General features: G+C 48.4%; 16 protein-coding genes. 8 read left to right on the forward strand and 8 right to left on the reverse strand.

Annotated elements, in window-relative coordinates; genetic code table 11:
- Positions 1-91 precede the first annotated feature (91 nt).
- From EFBL_RS19980 to EFBL_RS19995, 4 genes are all read right to left on the reverse strand, one after another.
- Positions 92-1,240: a glycosyltransferase gene (locus tag EFBL_RS19980; RefSeq protein WP_096184488.1), complete on the reverse strand. Its 1,149-nt coding sequence runs from the start codon at positions 1,238-1,240 to the stop codon at positions 92-94.
- 225 nt (positions 1,241-1,465) lie between these two features.
- Positions 1,466-2,656 carry an MBOAT family O-acyltransferase gene (locus EFBL_RS19985; RefSeq protein WP_096184490.1) on the reverse strand — a complete coding sequence of 397 codons (1,191 nt, stop codon included), beginning with the start codon at positions 2,654-2,656 and terminating at the stop codon, positions 1,466-1,468.
- On the reverse strand, positions 2,653-3,804 hold the full coding sequence (locus tag EFBL_RS19990) for an SGNH/GDSL hydrolase family protein (RefSeq protein WP_096184492.1): 1,152 nt from the start codon (positions 3,802-3,804) through the stop codon (positions 2,653-2,655). Before EFBL_RS19990 ends, EFBL_RS19985 begins: the two co-directional genes overlap by 4 nt.
- Before the next feature lie 160 nt (positions 3,805-3,964).
- A complete protein-coding gene (locus tag EFBL_RS19995; protein ID WP_165912597.1) occupies positions 3,965-5,200 on the reverse strand; it encodes a glycosyltransferase in 1,236 nt (411 codons plus the stop codon).
- Between the two features lie 435 nt (positions 5,201-5,635).
- Between EFBL_RS19995 and EFBL_RS20000 the strand changes: the two genes are divergently transcribed.
- The 4 genes from EFBL_RS20000 to EFBL_RS20015 all read left to right on the forward strand — a co-directional run bounded on the left by EFBL_RS20000 (position 5,636) and on the right by EFBL_RS20015 (position 7,302).
- Positions 5,636-6,139: a hypothetical protein gene (locus tag EFBL_RS20000; protein WP_096184494.1), complete on the forward strand. Its 504-nt coding sequence runs from the start codon at positions 5,636-5,638 to the stop codon at positions 6,137-6,139.
- Complete coding sequence (locus tag EFBL_RS20005; RefSeq protein ID WP_096184495.1) at positions 6,136-6,642, forward strand: hypothetical protein; 507 nt, start codon at positions 6,136-6,138, stop codon at positions 6,640-6,642. The genes EFBL_RS20000 and EFBL_RS20005 overlap by 4 nt, the downstream gene beginning before the upstream one ends.
- A complete protein-coding gene (locus EFBL_RS22040) occupies positions 6,618-6,899 on the forward strand; it encodes a type II toxin-antitoxin system RelE family toxin (protein ID WP_096184497.1) in 282 nt (93 codons plus the stop codon). Before EFBL_RS20005 ends, EFBL_RS22040 begins: the two co-directional genes overlap by 25 nt.
- 61 nt (positions 6,900-6,960) lie before the next feature.
- Entirely contained in the window at positions 6,961-7,302 is a 342-nt protein-coding gene (locus EFBL_RS20015) for a hypothetical protein (protein WP_096184499.1), read from the forward strand.
- A gap of 36 nt (positions 7,303-7,338) precedes the next feature.
- Here the strand turns inward: EFBL_RS20015 and EFBL_RS20020 are convergent, their stop codons facing one another.
- From EFBL_RS20020 to EFBL_RS20035, 4 genes are all read right to left on the reverse strand, one after another.
- Positions 7,339-7,788 carry a hypothetical protein gene (locus EFBL_RS20020; RefSeq protein ID WP_096184501.1) on the reverse strand — a complete coding sequence of 150 codons (450 nt, stop codon included), beginning with the start codon at positions 7,786-7,788 and terminating at the stop codon, positions 7,339-7,341.
- 32 nt (positions 7,789-7,820) lie between these two features.
- The gene (locus tag EFBL_RS20025; RefSeq protein ID WP_096184503.1) at positions 7,821-8,594 is read right to left on the reverse strand and encodes a hypothetical protein; all 774 of its coding nucleotides are present in this window, start codon (positions 8,592-8,594) and stop codon (positions 7,821-7,823) included.
- Between the two features lie 139 nt (positions 8,595-8,733).
- Positions 8,734-9,825, reverse strand: coding sequence for a hypothetical protein (locus EFBL_RS20030; RefSeq protein ID WP_096184505.1), 1,092 nt, complete (start codon positions 9,823-9,825; stop codon positions 8,734-8,736).
- Between the two features lie 376 nt (positions 9,826-10,201).
- Entirely contained in the window at positions 10,202-11,101 is a 900-nt protein-coding gene (locus EFBL_RS20035; protein WP_172899763.1) for a copper amine oxidase N-terminal domain-containing protein, read from the reverse strand.
- Between the two features lie 224 nt (positions 11,102-11,325).
- Between EFBL_RS20035 and EFBL_RS20040 the strand changes: the two genes are divergently transcribed.
- From EFBL_RS20040 to EFBL_RS20055, 4 genes are all read left to right on the forward strand, one after another.
- Positions 11,326-12,591, forward strand: coding sequence for an O-antigen ligase family protein (locus tag EFBL_RS20040; RefSeq protein WP_096184509.1), 1,266 nt, complete (start codon positions 11,326-11,328; stop codon positions 12,589-12,591).
- Complete coding sequence (locus tag EFBL_RS20045) at positions 12,588-14,318, forward strand: hypothetical protein (protein WP_096184511.1); 1,731 nt, start codon at positions 12,588-12,590, stop codon at positions 14,316-14,318. Before EFBL_RS20040 ends, EFBL_RS20045 begins: the two co-directional genes overlap by 4 nt.
- A complete protein-coding gene (locus EFBL_RS20050) occupies positions 14,311-15,180 on the forward strand; it encodes a hypothetical protein (RefSeq protein WP_096184513.1) in 870 nt (289 codons plus the stop codon). The genes EFBL_RS20045 and EFBL_RS20050 overlap by 8 nt, the downstream gene beginning before the upstream one ends.
- 454 nt (positions 15,181-15,634) lie before the next feature.
- On the forward strand, positions 15,635-16,300 hold the full coding sequence (locus EFBL_RS20055; RefSeq protein WP_096184515.1) for a hypothetical protein: 666 nt from the start codon (positions 15,635-15,637) through the stop codon (positions 16,298-16,300).
- Positions 16,301-16,498 lie beyond the last annotated feature (198 nt).

The raw sequence follows: 16,498 nt of genomic DNA on the forward strand, positions 1-16,498 counted from the left end.
TCCATTAAAAGGCAATAGAATCAGGCATCCAATGAGGATTTGGCGCTAACACCTTATATAGACGTTATAAATTTCAAAAAGGTTACACGGATTAAGAAATTTTTTTTGTGACTTTTATGTAAACATCAGTGGTTTCTTGAATCAGACGTTCCAGCGAACCGTATTGGAATACTTTCTCCTGGCCAGTTCTGGCCATCAGTCGGAATTGGTCCGGCGAAGACAAAACTCGATCCATTGCTTTTGCCAGAGCATCAGGGTCCTGGGGAGAAACCAGGAGACCATCCCGTCCGTCCTCAATAACTTCCAATAGTCCTCCTACGGCGGTCGCAATCACCGGGATCCCGGACATCTGGGCTTCCAGGGCAGCCAAGCCGAAACCCTCCATCACGGAAGGGAGTACAAACAGGTCGAATTGCGGAAGAAGTTCAGGTACGTCCTTACGTGCTCCCAGGAAGTGGATCACATCTGCAAGCCCGGCTCGTTGAACTTCTTCTTTTAATTCTGTGTACATTTCGCCTCCGCCTACCCACACGTAGTGGACATTCGGGTATTTCTCTTTCAGCTTCAGAATCGCTTGAATTAGATATGTATGACCTTTTACCTTGTGCAACCGGGCAACGGTTCCTACAAGAACTGCGTCCTGGGAAAGCCCCAGCTCTTCCCGGATTAAGGAGACCTCCGGACGAGCAGGCGGTTGCTTGGGTAACTCTATGGCATTGTGGATGACCGAGGCTTTTTTTTCCGGTAAGCCTTCTTTCATAAGGCTTTCCTTCATGGAGCGGGAGACAAGAATAAAGTGGTCCACCAGAGGCCATGTGCTCTTCTCCAGAATGCCAAATAAAATGCGCTTCCACCTTACAGGATAATCAAGGGAAAGAATGCTGTGAATGGTGGTGATACTAGCGGCCGGGTGTCCTTCCAGTTGATTGGCCAGGCGGCCCAGCAGGTTGCTTCGAACTCCATGGGTATGCAGGATGTCCGGTTTCATCTCCCGGATGATTTTTCGGACTGGGACAAGTCCCGCAAGGGCTTTGATGGTTCTTGGCGCAATCAGGGTTACGGGGATCTTCAACTCCCGCAGGCGGTTCGCAAATTCCCCATTATAAAAAACGGCCACATGGGGAGCCCATTCCGCCGGGTCAAGGGATTTCACAAGACCGAGCAGATGTTGTTCGGCCCCGCCAAATTCGCCGCCGCCGATCATATAGAGAACTTTTCTTGGCGTACCCACTTGCCCCACCACGCTTTCCGCCTTAAACGAATTATTGCCTTCTTCTCATACTATAAGTGATGATAGCAGATCGTACCATCAACCGCCAGTTCTAAAGTCATCCACTAAAAATCTGTATAAATGAATTTTGATTCAACTCCGGTACTGAAGAGCAGTACTAGAAGGATCAAGAGAAAGCTGAAAAAAGCTTGAAAAAAACTGGTCAAGATCGTCTTTACCATCTCCATACCATCCTCACTGTATTTGAAGTATCCGGCCTACAATGTAAAATGCTTCCCTTAGATTGACCACCACAAAGAACACCCAACCTACACAGACGAAACTGAAAGTCAGAAGAATGGATACGGGGGTCAGGAAAGCAAGTTTCTGGCGTGGAATGTCCACCCTCTTCAAACCATAATTCCACGTTCGGTAGATGGCCAGTCCCATTCCATGCCAAAGTCCCCAAACGACAAAATTCCAGGAAGCTCCGTGCCAAAGACCGCTCAATCCCATAGCGATCAAGGAGTTCCGGATCGCAAACCAAAGCGTCCCACGGTTTCCTCCAAGGGGGATATAAATATAGTCACGAATCCAGTTGGAGAGTGAAATATGCCAACAATTCCAGAATTCTGCGATGTTTCGGCTGAAATAGGGGTACATGAAGTTTTCCGGAATTTGATACCCAAACAGCCGAGCGGCTCCAATCGCTATATCACTGTAACCGGAAAAATCCGCATAGATCTTGACAGCATAGGCCAAGACTGCCAGATAAAGCTCGGGATCACTGGCCGAGTAAGGTTTAAACAGCGGGTCCAGAAAGAAATTCATCGGGTCCGCTATGATTGTTTTCTTGGCAAGACCGATCACAATTCTGCGGGTTCCTACGTAGAAATGCTCCCAACTGAATCGAATGTGGCGCAGCTGGTCGATAAAGTTTTGAAACCGTTTGATGGGACCCGCAACCAATGTGGGAAAGAACATGGCGAACAGGCCAAATTCAGTAATCGATACCTTTTCTGCCTTCCCCCGATAAAAATCCACCAGATAATGAACAAACTCAAACACAAAGAAGGAAAGACCCAAAGGTACGAGAAGTTGAGGAACGGAAAAAACAGGCTCCTGAAAGGCGCTGGCCAGTTCGTTCCAAGTTTGCAGAATCATCTTCGTGTACTTGTAGTACACAAGAAAAGCCAAACAAAAGACGATGCCTGATATAAAAAGGGCTTTGTGGCTGATTCGCAGCTGGCTCTTCAACAAGAGAGAGATGCCATATACAACCATCGCCATAAAAAGGATTAAAAATGTGTAAGGCGGGAAGTAATAGGCGTAAAACAGGAATGACGCCAGAAGCAGGAATACATGCCGCCATTTGGCGGGAAAACACCAGTAGAATACGACGGTGACAAGTAAGAAAAGTCCGAACGCCCATGTGTTAAAAATCAAAGATTACCACCCCTTTGTCGGACCATCTCCTTTGCGATTTTTTCTGCCAAAAGCCGGTTGCCGGGTCCCAGCAGGTGCAGGGAGTCATGGAACTGCTCAGAAGGGATTTGTCCTTGAAAATCATAGACGGGAAATCCGTAACGAGCGATCTGTTCTTTTAAGTAACCGATATTCTTGCGATATCCGTTTTCACCAAAGATCTTGTATTTGTGAAGCAGCTCAAAGTTAATCGGTGTAATGACAACTGTCAGTCTGATGTTGTTTTGCTTTGCATACTCCAGCACTTTGAAGAAAGGCTGGGCTTTGTTCGGATTGGCTTGCAGGTCCGTTACGGAATACACATCGTGCAAGTGGGCGATGTCTTTCTCGGACCACCCGAACTCGGTCCAGGATTTGTATTTGTTCTGCTCCATGTCTTTCTCGGAGGTGGGTTCTTCTTCATTCTCCTTCTTGATTACGGGGCGATCGAGAACCTCTTTGTCTACCCATTCCTTTGCTATATTTGCAGGGTGTCCGCCAAACAGGATATGATTCAGATCATTTCGATAGCGATAGGGGTTGTACTGCTTGATTGCATGGTCCAGCAGCCACCTCTCAAGTTGAGTGTTGCCGGCTTCCACTTTGTTCTCAACTTCATTGGGTTTGTATTGGACCCCGATGCTCTCCAGTTCACCCGGACGAATCACCGGGTATAGCATGCGATAGTAGAGAGAACCGTTGGCCGTTAGCTTGTCCGAGAAAAACGGATACGAGAGATTGATGATAAACTCATTAACCGCCTGTTGTTCGTGCAGATAACGGATCATTTGAAAAAAATCAAAGTGCAAAGCGCCTTGCATCCCATAGTTGTAAACTTTAACATTGGGGTAACGGGTTTTTAGGCTCTGCTCCAGGTACACAGGGAGTGTTTCATTGGGACGTGAGAACACACTATTCACCACTGAATCGCCTACGAAGGCAATCTTATGGGCTTCTGTACGTTTCACCGCTTCCACAAACAACTCCACTTCATGAAAGGTAGTGTTGGGGCCTTGTGTAAACCGATAATGTTCGCCAAAACCATACCCCTTGGCAATCACCCAAGGGGTCATTACATGACCAATCGTCAAGAATGAAATCAAAAAAACAAAATACAATATATGCCGCATTAAGGAAGTCCTCCAAGATGTTTAAAATGCGAAGTCTCTTCCTGTAATTTTGCTTTGTAATCATGTATAAGGTCAAGTTTATCTTTTTACCAATTTAACTTGCAAATGTCAGGAAGAAAACTCGTATATTGGCATCATTTCCTGATACTAATTTTTTAATCTAGGGGTTATGGTGGAAGGAGGACACCCGTGTTGTGAGGTAAAGTACAAGGACCATAGACCTGAGATCTGTGGCCCTTTTTTCAGGGGGGTATTCTTTTGGTTTGTTATTGCGACGCCATCGACAAACATCAGTGGTTTCTTGGATCAGACGATCCAGCGAACCGTATTGGAATGCTTTCTCCTGGCCAGTTCTGGCCATCAGTCGGAATTGGTCCGGCGAAGACAAAACTCGATCCATTGCTTTTGCCAGAGCATCAGGGTCTTGGGGAGGAACCAGGAGCCCATCTCGTCCGTCCTCAATAACTTCCAATAGTCCTCCTACGGCGGTCGCAATCACCGGAATCCCGGACATCTGGGCTTCCAGGGCAGCCAAACCGAATCCCTCCATCACGGAAGGGAGTACAAACAGGTCAAATTGCGGAAGAAGTTCAGGTACGTCCTTACGTGCTCCCAGGAAGTGGATCACATTTTCAAGCCCGGCTCGTTGAACTTCTTCTTTTAATTCTGTGTACATTTCGCCTCCGCCTACCCACACGTAGTGGACATTCGGGTATTTCTCTTTCAGCTTCCGGATCGCTTGAATTAAATAGGCATGACCTTTTACCTTGTGTAACCTGGCAACGGTTCCTACAAGAACTGCGTCTTGGGAAAGCCCCAGCTCTTCCCGGATTAAGGAGAACTCCGGACGAGCAGGCGGTTGCTTGGGCAACTCTATGGCATTGTGGATGACCGAGGCCTTTTTTTCCGGTAAGCCTTCTTTCATAAGGCTTTCCTTCATGGAGCGGGAGACAAGGATAAAGTGATCCACCAGAGGCCATGTGATCTTCTCCAGAATGCCAAATAAAATGCGCTTCCACTTTATAGGATAATCAAGGGAGAGAATGCTGTGAATGGTGGTGTTGCTGGCGGCCGGGTGTCCTTCCAGTTGATTGGCCAGGCGGCCCAGCAGGTTGCTCCGAACTCCATGGGTATGCAGGATGTCCGGTTTCATCTCCCGGATGATTTTTCGGACTGGGACAAGTCCTGCAAGGGCTTTGACGGTTCTTGGCGCAATCAGGGTAACGGGGATCTTCAACTCCCGCAGGCGGTCCGCAAATTCCCCATTATAAAAAACGGCCACATGGGGAGCCCATTCTCCCGGGTCAAGGGATTTCACAAGCCCGAGCAGATGCTGTTCGGCCCCGCCAAATTCGCCGCCGCCGATCATATAGAGAACTTTTCCTGGCGTACCCACTTGCCCCACCACGCTTTCGCCGTTCCTGATTGCTGTTAGTTGCTGCGTGTGATCCGCTGCTGTCGCGGTGCTTCGCGTTCTGCGTTGCTATGCGCTTCTATCATCATATCAAATGAGGCCGTTCCTATACAATATCAGGGGTAAGAATATGCATCCGCAGACTGCAACGCCTACGACTTTTGCTCATTTGCAGGCATGTGACTCTTGGTGGGGAGTATTCACCAATTCCAAGGTGTATTCCCTGGAACGTTACACAACCCCACAAATTAAAGCAAAATGCACTAATTTTAACTCTTGGTAATAATTTTTCCGGTGTCCCCTTTACCAATTGGTAATTTACAAGTAGCATAGTTTGTAGATGATAAAAATTGGAGTGAGTGGTACAGCCTACGATGCAATGCGGACAAGCTCTTACTTCCTGAGGAGGCTCGGTCTATGGCTTATGAAAATGGATATAACGCTCTGGATTATATTGGCGGATGTTATAGAAGATACCAGCAGGATCCGATGATCTTTCAAAAAGTGTCTAACTTACTAATGGTATATAAAACACGATCCGATTGGCCTCACAATTTAATGGATTTTGACAATGCATTTCATACTATCTTAGGTGCATCAGTCTCAAATCTAATCTTTGATTTCGGTTTCAAGTATTTGTATGATGAACGGATCGAGTGGCCAGAAGAAGCTGAATCATTTAAACATGAGTTGCGTGCTTTTTACACCTCAATTTATCCGTTTCTCATTCAAGGTTTCTATGCAACAACACATCCAATGAAGTTTTACAATATCGCCACTTCACCAAACGATAATCACAAAATTATTCGATTCATGCGTGTAGATGGATCGTCTATTGAGTTCATTATGGAAGATCAGGAAATTAGGGGCCTAATCTCCTTATTAGAAGGTTTGCTTGAAAAACGGGGTGAAGAAAGATGATTAACACAAGAGAAGAACAACTTGTAAAAGAGTTGCGAGAGATTCATAAGCAAGATCAAGACGCTGTGCATAAGAACTCGAACCCACCTTTCAACTTTGAAACAATCGGATTTATCGCTCGAAAGTATTCTAAATTCACTGTTCAGGATATAATGGATAGAGGAAGAGCCGAAAGGTACTCCAATATTTTCAATGGCTCTTTCAAAATTCCATTGGAAGTGAAGCCCATGTGGTATCCAAGTAAAGAGGCTCAAAAACGCATATCTGACCTTTTGGATACATTGAAAGGTACGGATCGAGAGGACTTTTATCAGGATGTTCTTAAAGCTTCTTATGAGGCTATTAGTCAAAATTCAATTAAACCATTAGTTGAAACATTAGAATCATGGGATGCCACGGCCGAGATACTTTTAGACCAAGAAACTATGGACGACATTAAAGCAGCTGAGGAACAGTTCGCACGTGGTGAGGGTATCTTATGGGATCCCAAAAATTTCGATTAGAACTCTCTGATAAAGCTGAGGATTTCTTAAAGGGGTGTACGCGATTTGTTCGAGAGCGATTAAAAGATGCCCTGGACAAAATAAGCAGAGACCCATATAATCCTGAACATTCCATACCTCTCGTCGGAAATTTGTCTGGAAAGAGAAGATGGACTGAGGGTGACTTTCGAGTAATATACAAAGTCGAGGATGGTAATGTTACGGTCTATATATTGCAAATCGGCCACAGAAGCAATATCTATCAAAAGGACATCTAGCCCACAAGGGCTTTTTGTTTGGCCCGAATCAAAACCACAAACAGACAAGGGGGTAATGAACTTGAAACTAGCCATGACATTTACAACAAAAGACGGGTACACTTACCAGATTATTGGCAAACCAGTTGACGCAGTTACTGCCGCACACCGCATGGAATTTTCGATTACCGGCCATTCCCATCAGTTCTTGATCATAAATCTATCATTACAAGCAGCAATCTTAATGAAGTTGGAAGATCCGAAGTTCGATCCCTATGAGTGGTTGTGGGAAAGAGGCTGTCAAATGATTTCCCAAGCGGCTGAGTTAAATAAGTTGGAAAACGGAGATTTCTACATCTTGGAACAAAACATCAGAGACTATGGGGATAAACTCACTCTGGACAAACTTGAGAAAAAATCTTGATGATTCTTCCACACCGTCTTAATGTTAAGCCTTTCTTCAAGATTTGATATCCGCGATTTCCTGTACTTTAAAAAGGGCGTATGCACTGTTCTTTATTGCTAGATTCATGCCTGACTTAAGATCGGTTATGTCTTCCTGGGTCTTGGCCACTCTCTCGCTAAGTTGGCCAATCTTTTCTTCCATCCGGTCCATTTTCTCTTCCATTCGGTCCATTCTCTTCTCCAGTTCCGCTTGCTTTTTGATAAGTTGGCGTTGTGATTCTTCAATGGCGTCAAGACGCTTCTCTACCTGATCAAGACGCTTTTCAACCCGATCCAGTCGTTCATCCAGAGCGTCAAACCGCTTGTCCATTGCGTCAAGGCGTTTATCCATTGCATCAAACCGCTGGTTCATTGCATCAAACCGCTGGTTCATTTCATTAAAACGCTGGTTGATTACATCAAATTGTTCGATTACTTGGACCATGAACAATTTCAGTTCGTCCATATCAATCATCTCCTGATTTCTTCCACGCCGTCTCAAGGATTAAGCCTTTCTTCAACATTTGACATTCTCGCCTTGATTAAACTGATTTCTTTGCCAGTTGCAGTAAACGTATTATGAACAACTCCTTTAAGGTGATTAAATTCACCAAGCAGTTCAATTCGCAGGTTGTCAATGTTTCTGCCTTGCTTTTCAATCTTTCCGTCCAGTTTATCAATCGTTTCGCCTTGTTTTGTGACCCGAACAGTTAGCTGTTCAATTGTTACGCTTTGCGTTATAACTTGTCCGGCTAGTTTCTCAATGTCCCCGTCCAGCTTTTCAATTGTAACGCTCTGCTTTGTGACCTTCCCGGACAATTGTTCAATGTCACCCGTTAGTTTTGCGACATCTCCCGTTAATTCCTCAATCGCTTCGCCCTGCTTTGTGACTTGCCCGGTCAACTGTTCCACGTCACCCGTTAGTCTTACTACGTCACCCGTTAGTTTTGCGACATCTCCCGTTAATCTCTCAATCGCACCGCCCTGCTTCGTGACTTGCCCAGTCAGCTGTTCCACGTCACCCGTTAGTTTTGCTACGTCACCCGTTAGTTTTGCGACATCTCCCGTTAATCCCTCAATCGCTTCGCCCTGCTTTGTGACTTGCCCGGTCAACTGTTCAATGTCTCCGGTTAGCCTTGTTTCGACGTTCCGAATCTCTTGTGAAAGTTCATTTCTTGTTTCGTCTAAACGGTTTTCAATTCCGTCAAAACGCTTATTCATTACATCAAATTGTTCGATTACTTGGACCATGAACAATTTCAGTTCGTCCATATTGATCATCTCCTGTTGATATTTTCTCATCTTCAAATTGGGGGCGCAAGGAAAAGAAGTTAAATCTTCAGATTATGTCAAGGACCACAGACCTGAGATCTGTGGCCCTTTTTTCAGGGGGAAGTATTTTTTTGGTTTGTTATTGAGCGATCTTTTCGACTCCGTCGACAAAGTCAACAATAGAGCCTTTGATTTGGATGGTATGGTTGGCGGTCCGGGTTTCTCCGTTCTGGAAGGTGGACGTGATTGTCGCACTGTAGGTGCCGTCGGGGATGGCGGCCCAATACTTCTTCCAGAAGGTGCCGGACCAGGTAAAGTTGTCCTCCTTGTTCAATTGGAATGTGGCTGCAAAATTGGGACGTGCGGGGTCGTTTGAGTCCCTGAAAGCGGGAGAAACGTCTTTTGCAGCTTGTGGGAAGTGGAATGTCACACTCACTGAGGTGGCGTCAAAGGTTGTGGTGGCTTTCACGACAAACTTCTCGCCGGCGTAGAATTGGGCTTGGGTGCGGTTGTTCTTTGTGCGAACCGCTTCCCAGGCAGAGTTGTGTTCGATGGAGTAGCTTTGCAGGATGTTTGTTGGTGCTGGTGGAGGTGTGGGCGTTGTGGCTCCCGAGTTGGTACTGGAGTTGGAGGAACTGCTGCCACTTTTTTTCTTGCTGGAGGAACTTGAGGTTGATGTGGGTGTTGGGCCTGAGGAGGTAAAGTCGATACGGCTTCCGCCCCATTTTGCGTCTCCACCGGTGTTCGTCCATGTACCGGCCTCTTTGCCTTTGGTGTAGAAGGAGTGGCCGAGGCCGTCATCTCCTGGTTTGTCGTCAAAGACGTTGGCGAACTTTCCTGTGAATTTGCCGTCTTTGAAGACGGGGACGGTGTCTTTGAAGTGTTTGTACTTGGAGTCTCCTCCCACGTCCATTCTTCCGAGGGAGTTGGTTTCTTTCTTCTCTTTGCTGCTTACGTAGTTGTCGGGGACTGCTCGACCGTCTTTGTTGAAGGTGGCGGAAGTTAGCTTGCCGTCAACCTTGACTTGCGGCTTTCCATCTGAACCGTATCCTGCCCACTTGACTTGTTTACCATTGGATAAGAAGTAATCAGCAGATGCCAACCCACCTAATAATACGCAGCAGGCAATGACTGGGATCAGGAACTTTCGCTTTTGTTTTTTGTGTTCACTCCTTTCCTCAACATCACTTTTGTCATTCATGAGAAGTTCTTTGACTTCGACTAAATGCACTTTGGTATGTCACCTCCTCCTATCGTAAATGTATATAGACAAGGCTGTTAACCTTGGCTACCATGATTTTACTGATTGCTACTCTTACAAATAACGGTTTGTGAGGACCTTATCTTCCGGTTTTTCAGGCATTATTTTCAAATAACGGATCGAGAGGTATCTATTTTCGAAGAAACACTGAAAAAATGGGCAAAATAGGTCAGTCAAGCAACAATAAGAGTTTCAGAATCCTTTATTTTAAATTTTCGATAAGATTTCAAGCATATAACGGCCTGAAAACCCGGTATTTGATTTGCAGAGAAAAATGACACGTGACTATCCATCAACTAGAACTGGCTTGCGCAAAAACGGGATAGGATTTGTAAACAGTCTGAGCTTAATACGGCGGGAGATAATGTGCTTTTTCAACCCCCTCGTATTTATAAGAGTATTTATCTGGTGCGATTGATGTATCCCAAACTGCATAACCGAAGAAATGTACTTTACCTCCTCCGAACCAGTCGTGTTTTTGAATATGGTAGTTTTTTGTCTTGATAAACTGGGTGTCCCTAATTTCAGAATCAGGATATTTTGCAAGAAAGCCAGATGCAAAATTAAGTAATGGTTGGTTATTTCGGAATTCATATTGATAAAACCACTGCCGCCCCTCAGGAACCCGCTCGCCGGTAAACGGAGGCAACTGCCCTTTTTCCTGCCCCTTGTACAGCCATTCGAACAGGATTCCTGCCTGCTCATAACTCACCTTCTGATCGCCAGAAATACCCGTCACCATCTGCTCAATCATATCTTCATAACTTTGTACAATCTCGACACGGTCCACCTTCTCCCCGGGCGTCCATGTCACTCTTGCCCCGAGGGCTTGTCCGACAAAGCGAAGCGGGACTAGAGTCCGGCCTTCAACCACGACAACAGGCACATCCATCGTCAGGGTGTGATCCTGAACCGAGATGATCTTGCTCCCAACAGGGATGGTCACTATAAGCCCGTCTTTATGAGCCTTGGCGGTTTGTATAGATTCGTCCCACTCCACTGTTGCGCCCAACGCTTCCAGCAGCTTGCGAAAAGGAACATAGGTCCGGTCGTTTACTGCTTGCGGTTGTACGTCGAACGTAACCGGCTGGCCGTTGAGGAGAACTTCAATGGGTTTGACTGTCTCCTCTGCATAAGCCACATCCCTTGGCAAAGCGTCACCCCTGCTAAAACCCAACGGGTAAGCCCCCGCCATGGCGCCCAACAGGATTGCAATCAGCACAAAAACAAACACTTTCTTTACCATCATCTACCCTCCTGATTCTTACTTTCTATAATTATTCCAATTCAGATAATTAGCGTGAATTACAGTCAACATCATGCATTTTTGCATTTACAGCCATATCATAATCCAAATTTTAACCGTATGCAAGCAAAAATTTCCCAAAACTCACACACTTCCCAAAATGCCGTTTTCACAGGCGGTTGTGATATAATCGACGGGGGTACTAAGGAAGGAGAATCGTTTTCGTGCTTACGAACAGGTTTCAGTCGGTGAACATTTTCAAATTTCCTTCACTGATCATTGACAAGTTGAAGTTGTGGAGTCTTGTTGCGCTTGCTTTCTTTCCGCTGGTCGACTTTCTTCTGCGGAAGATCCCCTTTGTCGGGTCGATTGTCGGCTCCGTCTGGGACGAGCTGATTGTCGTGGCCCTCGCCACGCTGGCCTTTGGCCGTTTCCTCATGGGAGCGCGCTTTGAGCAGCTTCCCTACCACCAGATGCTGAAAGCGTTCATCCTGCTTGGGATCGCTTACCTGGCCGTCTCGCTCAACTCTTTTGGGGTGGATTCCGAAGGATTCCGGGCGATCTATTGGTATACCTTCCTGGCCTTTATTCTTCCTTATCATGTGGACAGGGATTTGGCCGCCAAGCTGATCCGGTACGTTTTGTACGCGGGCCTGATCATCGGCTTGCACGGTGTCTATCAATATGTTACGAAAGCTCCGATGCCCCCCGGCTGGGTGGATGCGGGCGAAACGGTTCGCACCCGTGTGTATTCCGTATTCGGCAGCCCCAACATTATGGGCACTTACATGATTATCATCTTCCCGATCGCGGCGGGCATGGCCTGGGCGTCCCGCACCAACAGGGAACGTTTGTTTTTTGGTTTTGTGGCGCTGGTCACTCTGGCCTCTCTGGTCTTCACCAACACCCGGGGGGCGCAGTTGGCCCTTTTTGTCGCGTTGGTGATCACGTCCCTTCTGTTTGACCGCCGGCTGTTTATCCTTGTGATTGTGGCCGGGGTTGCGGCGATGTTTGTGCCGCAGATCCAGAGCCGCTTCCTGCAGCTGTTCGACCCGCTGTACTGGATGAAGGCTGCCAAGGACGGTCGGATCTACCGCTGGTTAACCGCTTATGACGTGATGCGGTACAACCCTTTTTTTGGCGCGGGGATGGGGCATTTCGGCGGCGCGGTGGCGGACCGTCATTTCGGCACGAAGTATGTGGACAGCTATTACTTTAAAACCATGGCCGAGATGGGACTGGTCGGCCTGTTGGCGATGCTGGCCCTGTTTGGCACGATTGTGCGGGATTTGTACCGGCGGATTTTCAAGCCGCTGCGGGCGCGTCAGGATTGGCCGCTGCTGCTTGGCCTGTTTACCTCCATTCTTGCGGTTTTGGTGCAGAATGCGGTGGAGAACGTGTTTGAGGTGCCGGCGATGAACTTTCTGTTCTGGTTTATCGTGACCCTGACCGTGATTTTATCGGGCAAAAAGGAGGAAACAGCCGAATGAGAAATCTTTTGCTGGTTGCGTTGTACTCCATTTTCCTGGTGGCTCTTTATCAAATTGTCGTGATTCCGCTGATGCTGGATCTGTCTTATATCGGATTGCTGATTTTGGCGGCGGCCACGGCCCTCGGGTTCTTTGCGATTCCCCGTCCGCATCGCCGGACGTTTGCGGTGTTGTCCCTGCTGATCCTGCTTGTCAGCGGCGGAATCCTGAATATCTACTCGGACGGACTTGGCTGGCGTTTTCTTGAGTTTCCGCTGATGTTCCTGATTCTCGGCTGGATCGCCTCTTCCTTCGGGAAGATCAAATGGCGCTATACGCTGACGGTGGTGCTGGTGCTGTCGGTGACGCAAGTTGTGATTCCCCTGTCGGAAATGCCTTTTTACGGGAAGTTTCGGGTGGCGTACAAGAGTGAGGGGTTGGACCGCCGGCCGATTTTCCCCGTGTATCCGGTGGCTGCCAATGGTACTGACATCCTAACGCTGGGCGATTTGCGGAAGCTGACCACTGACGAGATCAAAGCGGCCGACCCGAAGGGGAAGAAGGACCCGCAGGCGGCAGCCGAACTGTCGAAGAAGCAGTTGGAACACGTGGATGTGCTCCGTTTCTTGACAGACGGCGGGTATACCAAACGGACCGCGACGAAGATGGAAATGGCGCAGCTGCCCTTTACTTCCTTCGGATTGGCGGGGTTCCCCTACTATTCCTCCAGTTGGTCTGTGGAGAAAGAGAAGCACAAGGGTTCCGGCGTTACGACGGAACAAGAGGTTGTGAAACAGCACTTCGCTCCGGTGGACGATCCGAAGGATGTGCTTCTGAGCTTCTTGAACCCGTTGTCAGTGACAGCCGCCATGGATGAGCGGGCGGGTCGGGCTTTGACCGAATCCCGGAAAAATTGGGAGAGTGCGGTCGGCAAAACCAGTGCTCCCCAGTATCCGGGTGCTGCCGTGGTGGGGGTTGGGAAGTTTCTTCCGGGTGGCGGAAAGCAAGTGGTGTTGCTTCGCAACAATGAGCTGCAGTTGGTGGAGGAACCGGCGGCTGGCAGCGTCATCCGCTCGGAGACTCCGATAGCTGTATATAAAGGAACCTGGGAGCAGCCCATCATCAACAATCTGGCGATCGGTGATATTGATGGTGACGGGCTGGACGAGCTGCTGATCAACGGATATGAGCAGGACAAATCCATGGTCTGGTCGCAGCCGAATCCGGCACGGATTCTGAAGGTGAAGGCGGATGGGACCGGCTCGGGTACGGGCTCTGCCTCGGGTTCTGGCACGCCCCCGACCGGTCAAGATTCGAACTCGTCCGGTCAAGGTGCGTTTTCGGGTGCTCAGGCTTCACACCAGGCCCCGGCCTTCGAGGTGATTTGGGAGAGCGGCAAAGATTCCTTCCGCTTTGAGTTTGTTCAGCAGCGGGATGGGCAGAAGCCTTTGATCGTGACCCAGGACCCGAGTCTTGTGCGGGATGTGCCAACCCGCTATCTGACCGGATATACCTGGGAGAACGGGGAGCTTGTGCGGGAGTGGCGCGTCTTCAAGTCGAACCTGCTGTTCCCGTTTGAACTGGACAAGGACACTTGGGTGGCCGGGTATTGGGGCGAACCGCACCTGTACGTGTTGAAGCCGACCTCCCTGCCTGTTATGAGCATGCTTGCGGCTGTCTACGGACTTCTGGTGCTCGGCGGATACGGCTATCAATTGATGCAAAGAAGGGGGCAGCGTCATGCGTAAATTATTTCCGGCCTGGGTCCATCCTTTGACCCTTTCCCTGGCCCTCTCCCTGGCCCTCCTGGTTGGAGGTTGCAGCCCGCAGATCACCGCTCCTGACTCCAGGGATGTTCAAGTGGAGCAGAAGGAGAAGCAGCTTGATCCGGATGGCTGGAACAAGATCCTGGAAGCGGTGGAAGCGAGCAAAAAAGTAACGAAGTTTGAGATCAACGGAAAACTGGAAACCCGGGAACAGAACCGGACCCACCTGGCCACCGTCTACGGATATGTGAACCTGCCGGACCGGATTGATGTGTCGCAGAAGATCGACGGACGCTCCTATTATCTGTATCAGGATGCCGATTCTTCCTACTTCCGGGAGGAAGGTGTGTGGCGGAAGATTGATCGGGTCAAGCTGCCTGACACCTGGGGAGGATTGGAGCGTCTCGGAAAGCTGCAGCCCCCAACGGTCTACCGGTTCGGGGACATCTCCATTCTGACCCACAACGACACGGAGCTCTACCAGTTTGAGGCGGACGCGGTGGAATTGGCCGGGCTTCCAGCTTCCCAGGCCGGTACCCAGGCAGGTAATCAGGCTGGCCAAGAAGGTAACCAGGCAGGTAATCAAGCTGGCCAAGCAGCTACCCAAGCCGGCCAGCTAGCTGCCCCCCAGGGGAAGAAGATTCCGAGCCTTTACACCATCTATATTGACAAAGAACACCGGTATATCCGTCAGATTGACATCCAATCGACCAGCGCGGTGGACGATGTGGGCACCGTTCTGTCCATCGCCTCGATCCGCTTCGCCTCCCAGAACAAAGACCACGTAACGATCGGGAAGAAGCCGGAATCCCTACTGCAGCAGCTGAAGGCCGAGCAGCAGTAGTCAAATGAACGGCATACAGCATCAGGTTCCTGATCGGGAAAATTTCCCGACTGGGGACCTGAATTTTATTTTTGCTTCCTGGCTGGGTATCCCCCCTTCCGACTCCGGATCTGCACCCAAATAACGGATTCTGAGGCTCTTATTTTCTGACGACCAGGCCCTTTTTTTCAAATAAAGGATCCTCATGCTCCTATTGTAGACTCCCAGCTGCCCGCAAACCTTGTAAGGTGCTGATAAGTACCTTTCAGTCCGTTATCCAACAAAAACGGCTGTTCCTCCTGAAAATAAGCGCCTGAAAATCTGTTATTTGTAAAGTGAGTGAAACTTTTGCGTCATAAAACAATAATATGGTATAATATTTTTGTATGAGCCAATTGTGCAGCCTGGATAATCGGAAGCATCTCTATCTATGAGTGAACATCAGGTGCAGCAGGAATCTAAGGAGGTTTATTCCATGGACTTTCAAGCAGCTTATAAAGAATTCATTGCCACACATCTGAAAAGGCGGAAGGGCGAACGGTTACGGAGGTTAAAAGAAGGGCATGGTCACGCGGAGAAGCTCTTTCTGGAACAAGTTTGGTGGCCCGCTTTCGGACAATTCAACTACTTGCATCCGGAATACGAGGTGCATGACTTTAGGGATGGGTATCGGTACATTGATTTTGCTTATATCCGTCCGCATTTTCAAGTGGCTTTCGAAATCGACGGGTTCGGTCCGCATTTGCGCAATCTAAGCCGCTGGCAGTATTCGGATCATTTGCTCAGGCAAAACCACTTAATTATCGACGGATGGAAGGTGATACGCTTTACCTATGACGATGTAAACGAAAAACCCCGGGTGTGCCAACAGATGATTCAGCAGTTGATGGGAAGATGGCTTGGCGAGGAGCGCAATTTGGAAGAAGCCACTTATATGGAAAAAGAGGTCATGCGAATGGCGCTTCGACTCTGCCGACCCATAACACCGGGCGATGTTTGCAGGCAATTGGGAGTTGAGAACCGATTTGCGCGGAAGCTGCTTCATAGTCTGGTTGCAAAAAAGTGGCTGGTGCCCGCAAGCGGTCAGACTCGAATTCGCACGTACCGACCAAATTTGGAGGGGAAGAATTTTCTGCTGTAGTGTTTGACCCTGTTGGCACCCGTTTCTGATCCTCTGCCCCAATGGATCGGCGAAATAACTGATTTTCGATCCGTTATTGTTCTCTCCCAGAGGTCATTTTTTTCAATAAACATTCCTGTAGGTGTTAAGATTTCACCTTTGCCAAAACAGGAAACGCCTCGGTATGATGGGGGTGTCACGGGTCAGAAGCCCTTAAAC

Origin of the sequence: Effusibacillus lacus (assembly GCF_002335525.1) — a bacterium.
GTDB lineage: Bacteria > Bacillota > Bacilli > Tumebacillales > Effusibacillaceae > Effusibacillus > Effusibacillus lacus.

Excerpts from the sequence above, each read along its gene's own strand:
- EFBL_RS19990 (WP_096184492.1), bottom strand. The coding sequence starts at position 3,804 with ATGCGGCATATATTGTATTTTGTTTTTTTGATTTCATTCTTGACGATT.
- EFBL_RS22040 (WP_096184497.1), top strand. The coding sequence starts at position 6,618 with ATGGGATCCCAAAAATTTCGATTAGAACTCTCTGATAAAGCTGAGGAT.
- EFBL_RS20025 (WP_096184503.1), bottom strand. The coding sequence starts at position 8,594 with ATGGACGAACTGAAATTGTTCATGGTCCAAGTAATCGAACAATTTGAT.
- EFBL_RS20000 (WP_096184494.1), top strand. The coding sequence starts at position 5,636 with ATGGCTTATGAAAATGGATATAACGCTCTGGATTATATTGGCGGATGT.
- EFBL_RS20050 (WP_096184513.1), top strand. The coding sequence starts at position 14,311 with ATGCGTAAATTATTTCCGGCCTGGGTCCATCCTTTGACCCTTTCCCTG.
- EFBL_RS20055 (WP_096184515.1), top strand. The coding sequence starts at position 15,635 with ATGGACTTTCAAGCAGCTTATAAAGAATTCATTGCCACACATCTGAAA.
- EFBL_RS20045 (WP_096184511.1), top strand. The coding sequence starts at position 12,588 with ATGAGAAATCTTTTGCTGGTTGCGTTGTACTCCATTTTCCTGGTGGCT.
- EFBL_RS20020 (WP_096184501.1), bottom strand. The coding sequence starts at position 7,788 with ATGGACGAACTGAAATTGTTCATGGTCCAAGTAATCGAACAATTTGAT.
- EFBL_RS20005 (WP_096184495.1), top strand. The coding sequence starts at position 6,136 with ATGATTAACACAAGAGAAGAACAACTTGTAAAAGAGTTGCGAGAGATT.
- EFBL_RS20035 (WP_172899763.1), bottom strand. The coding sequence starts at position 11,101 with ATGGTAAAGAAAGTGTTTGTTTTTGTGCTGATTGCAATCCTGTTGGGC.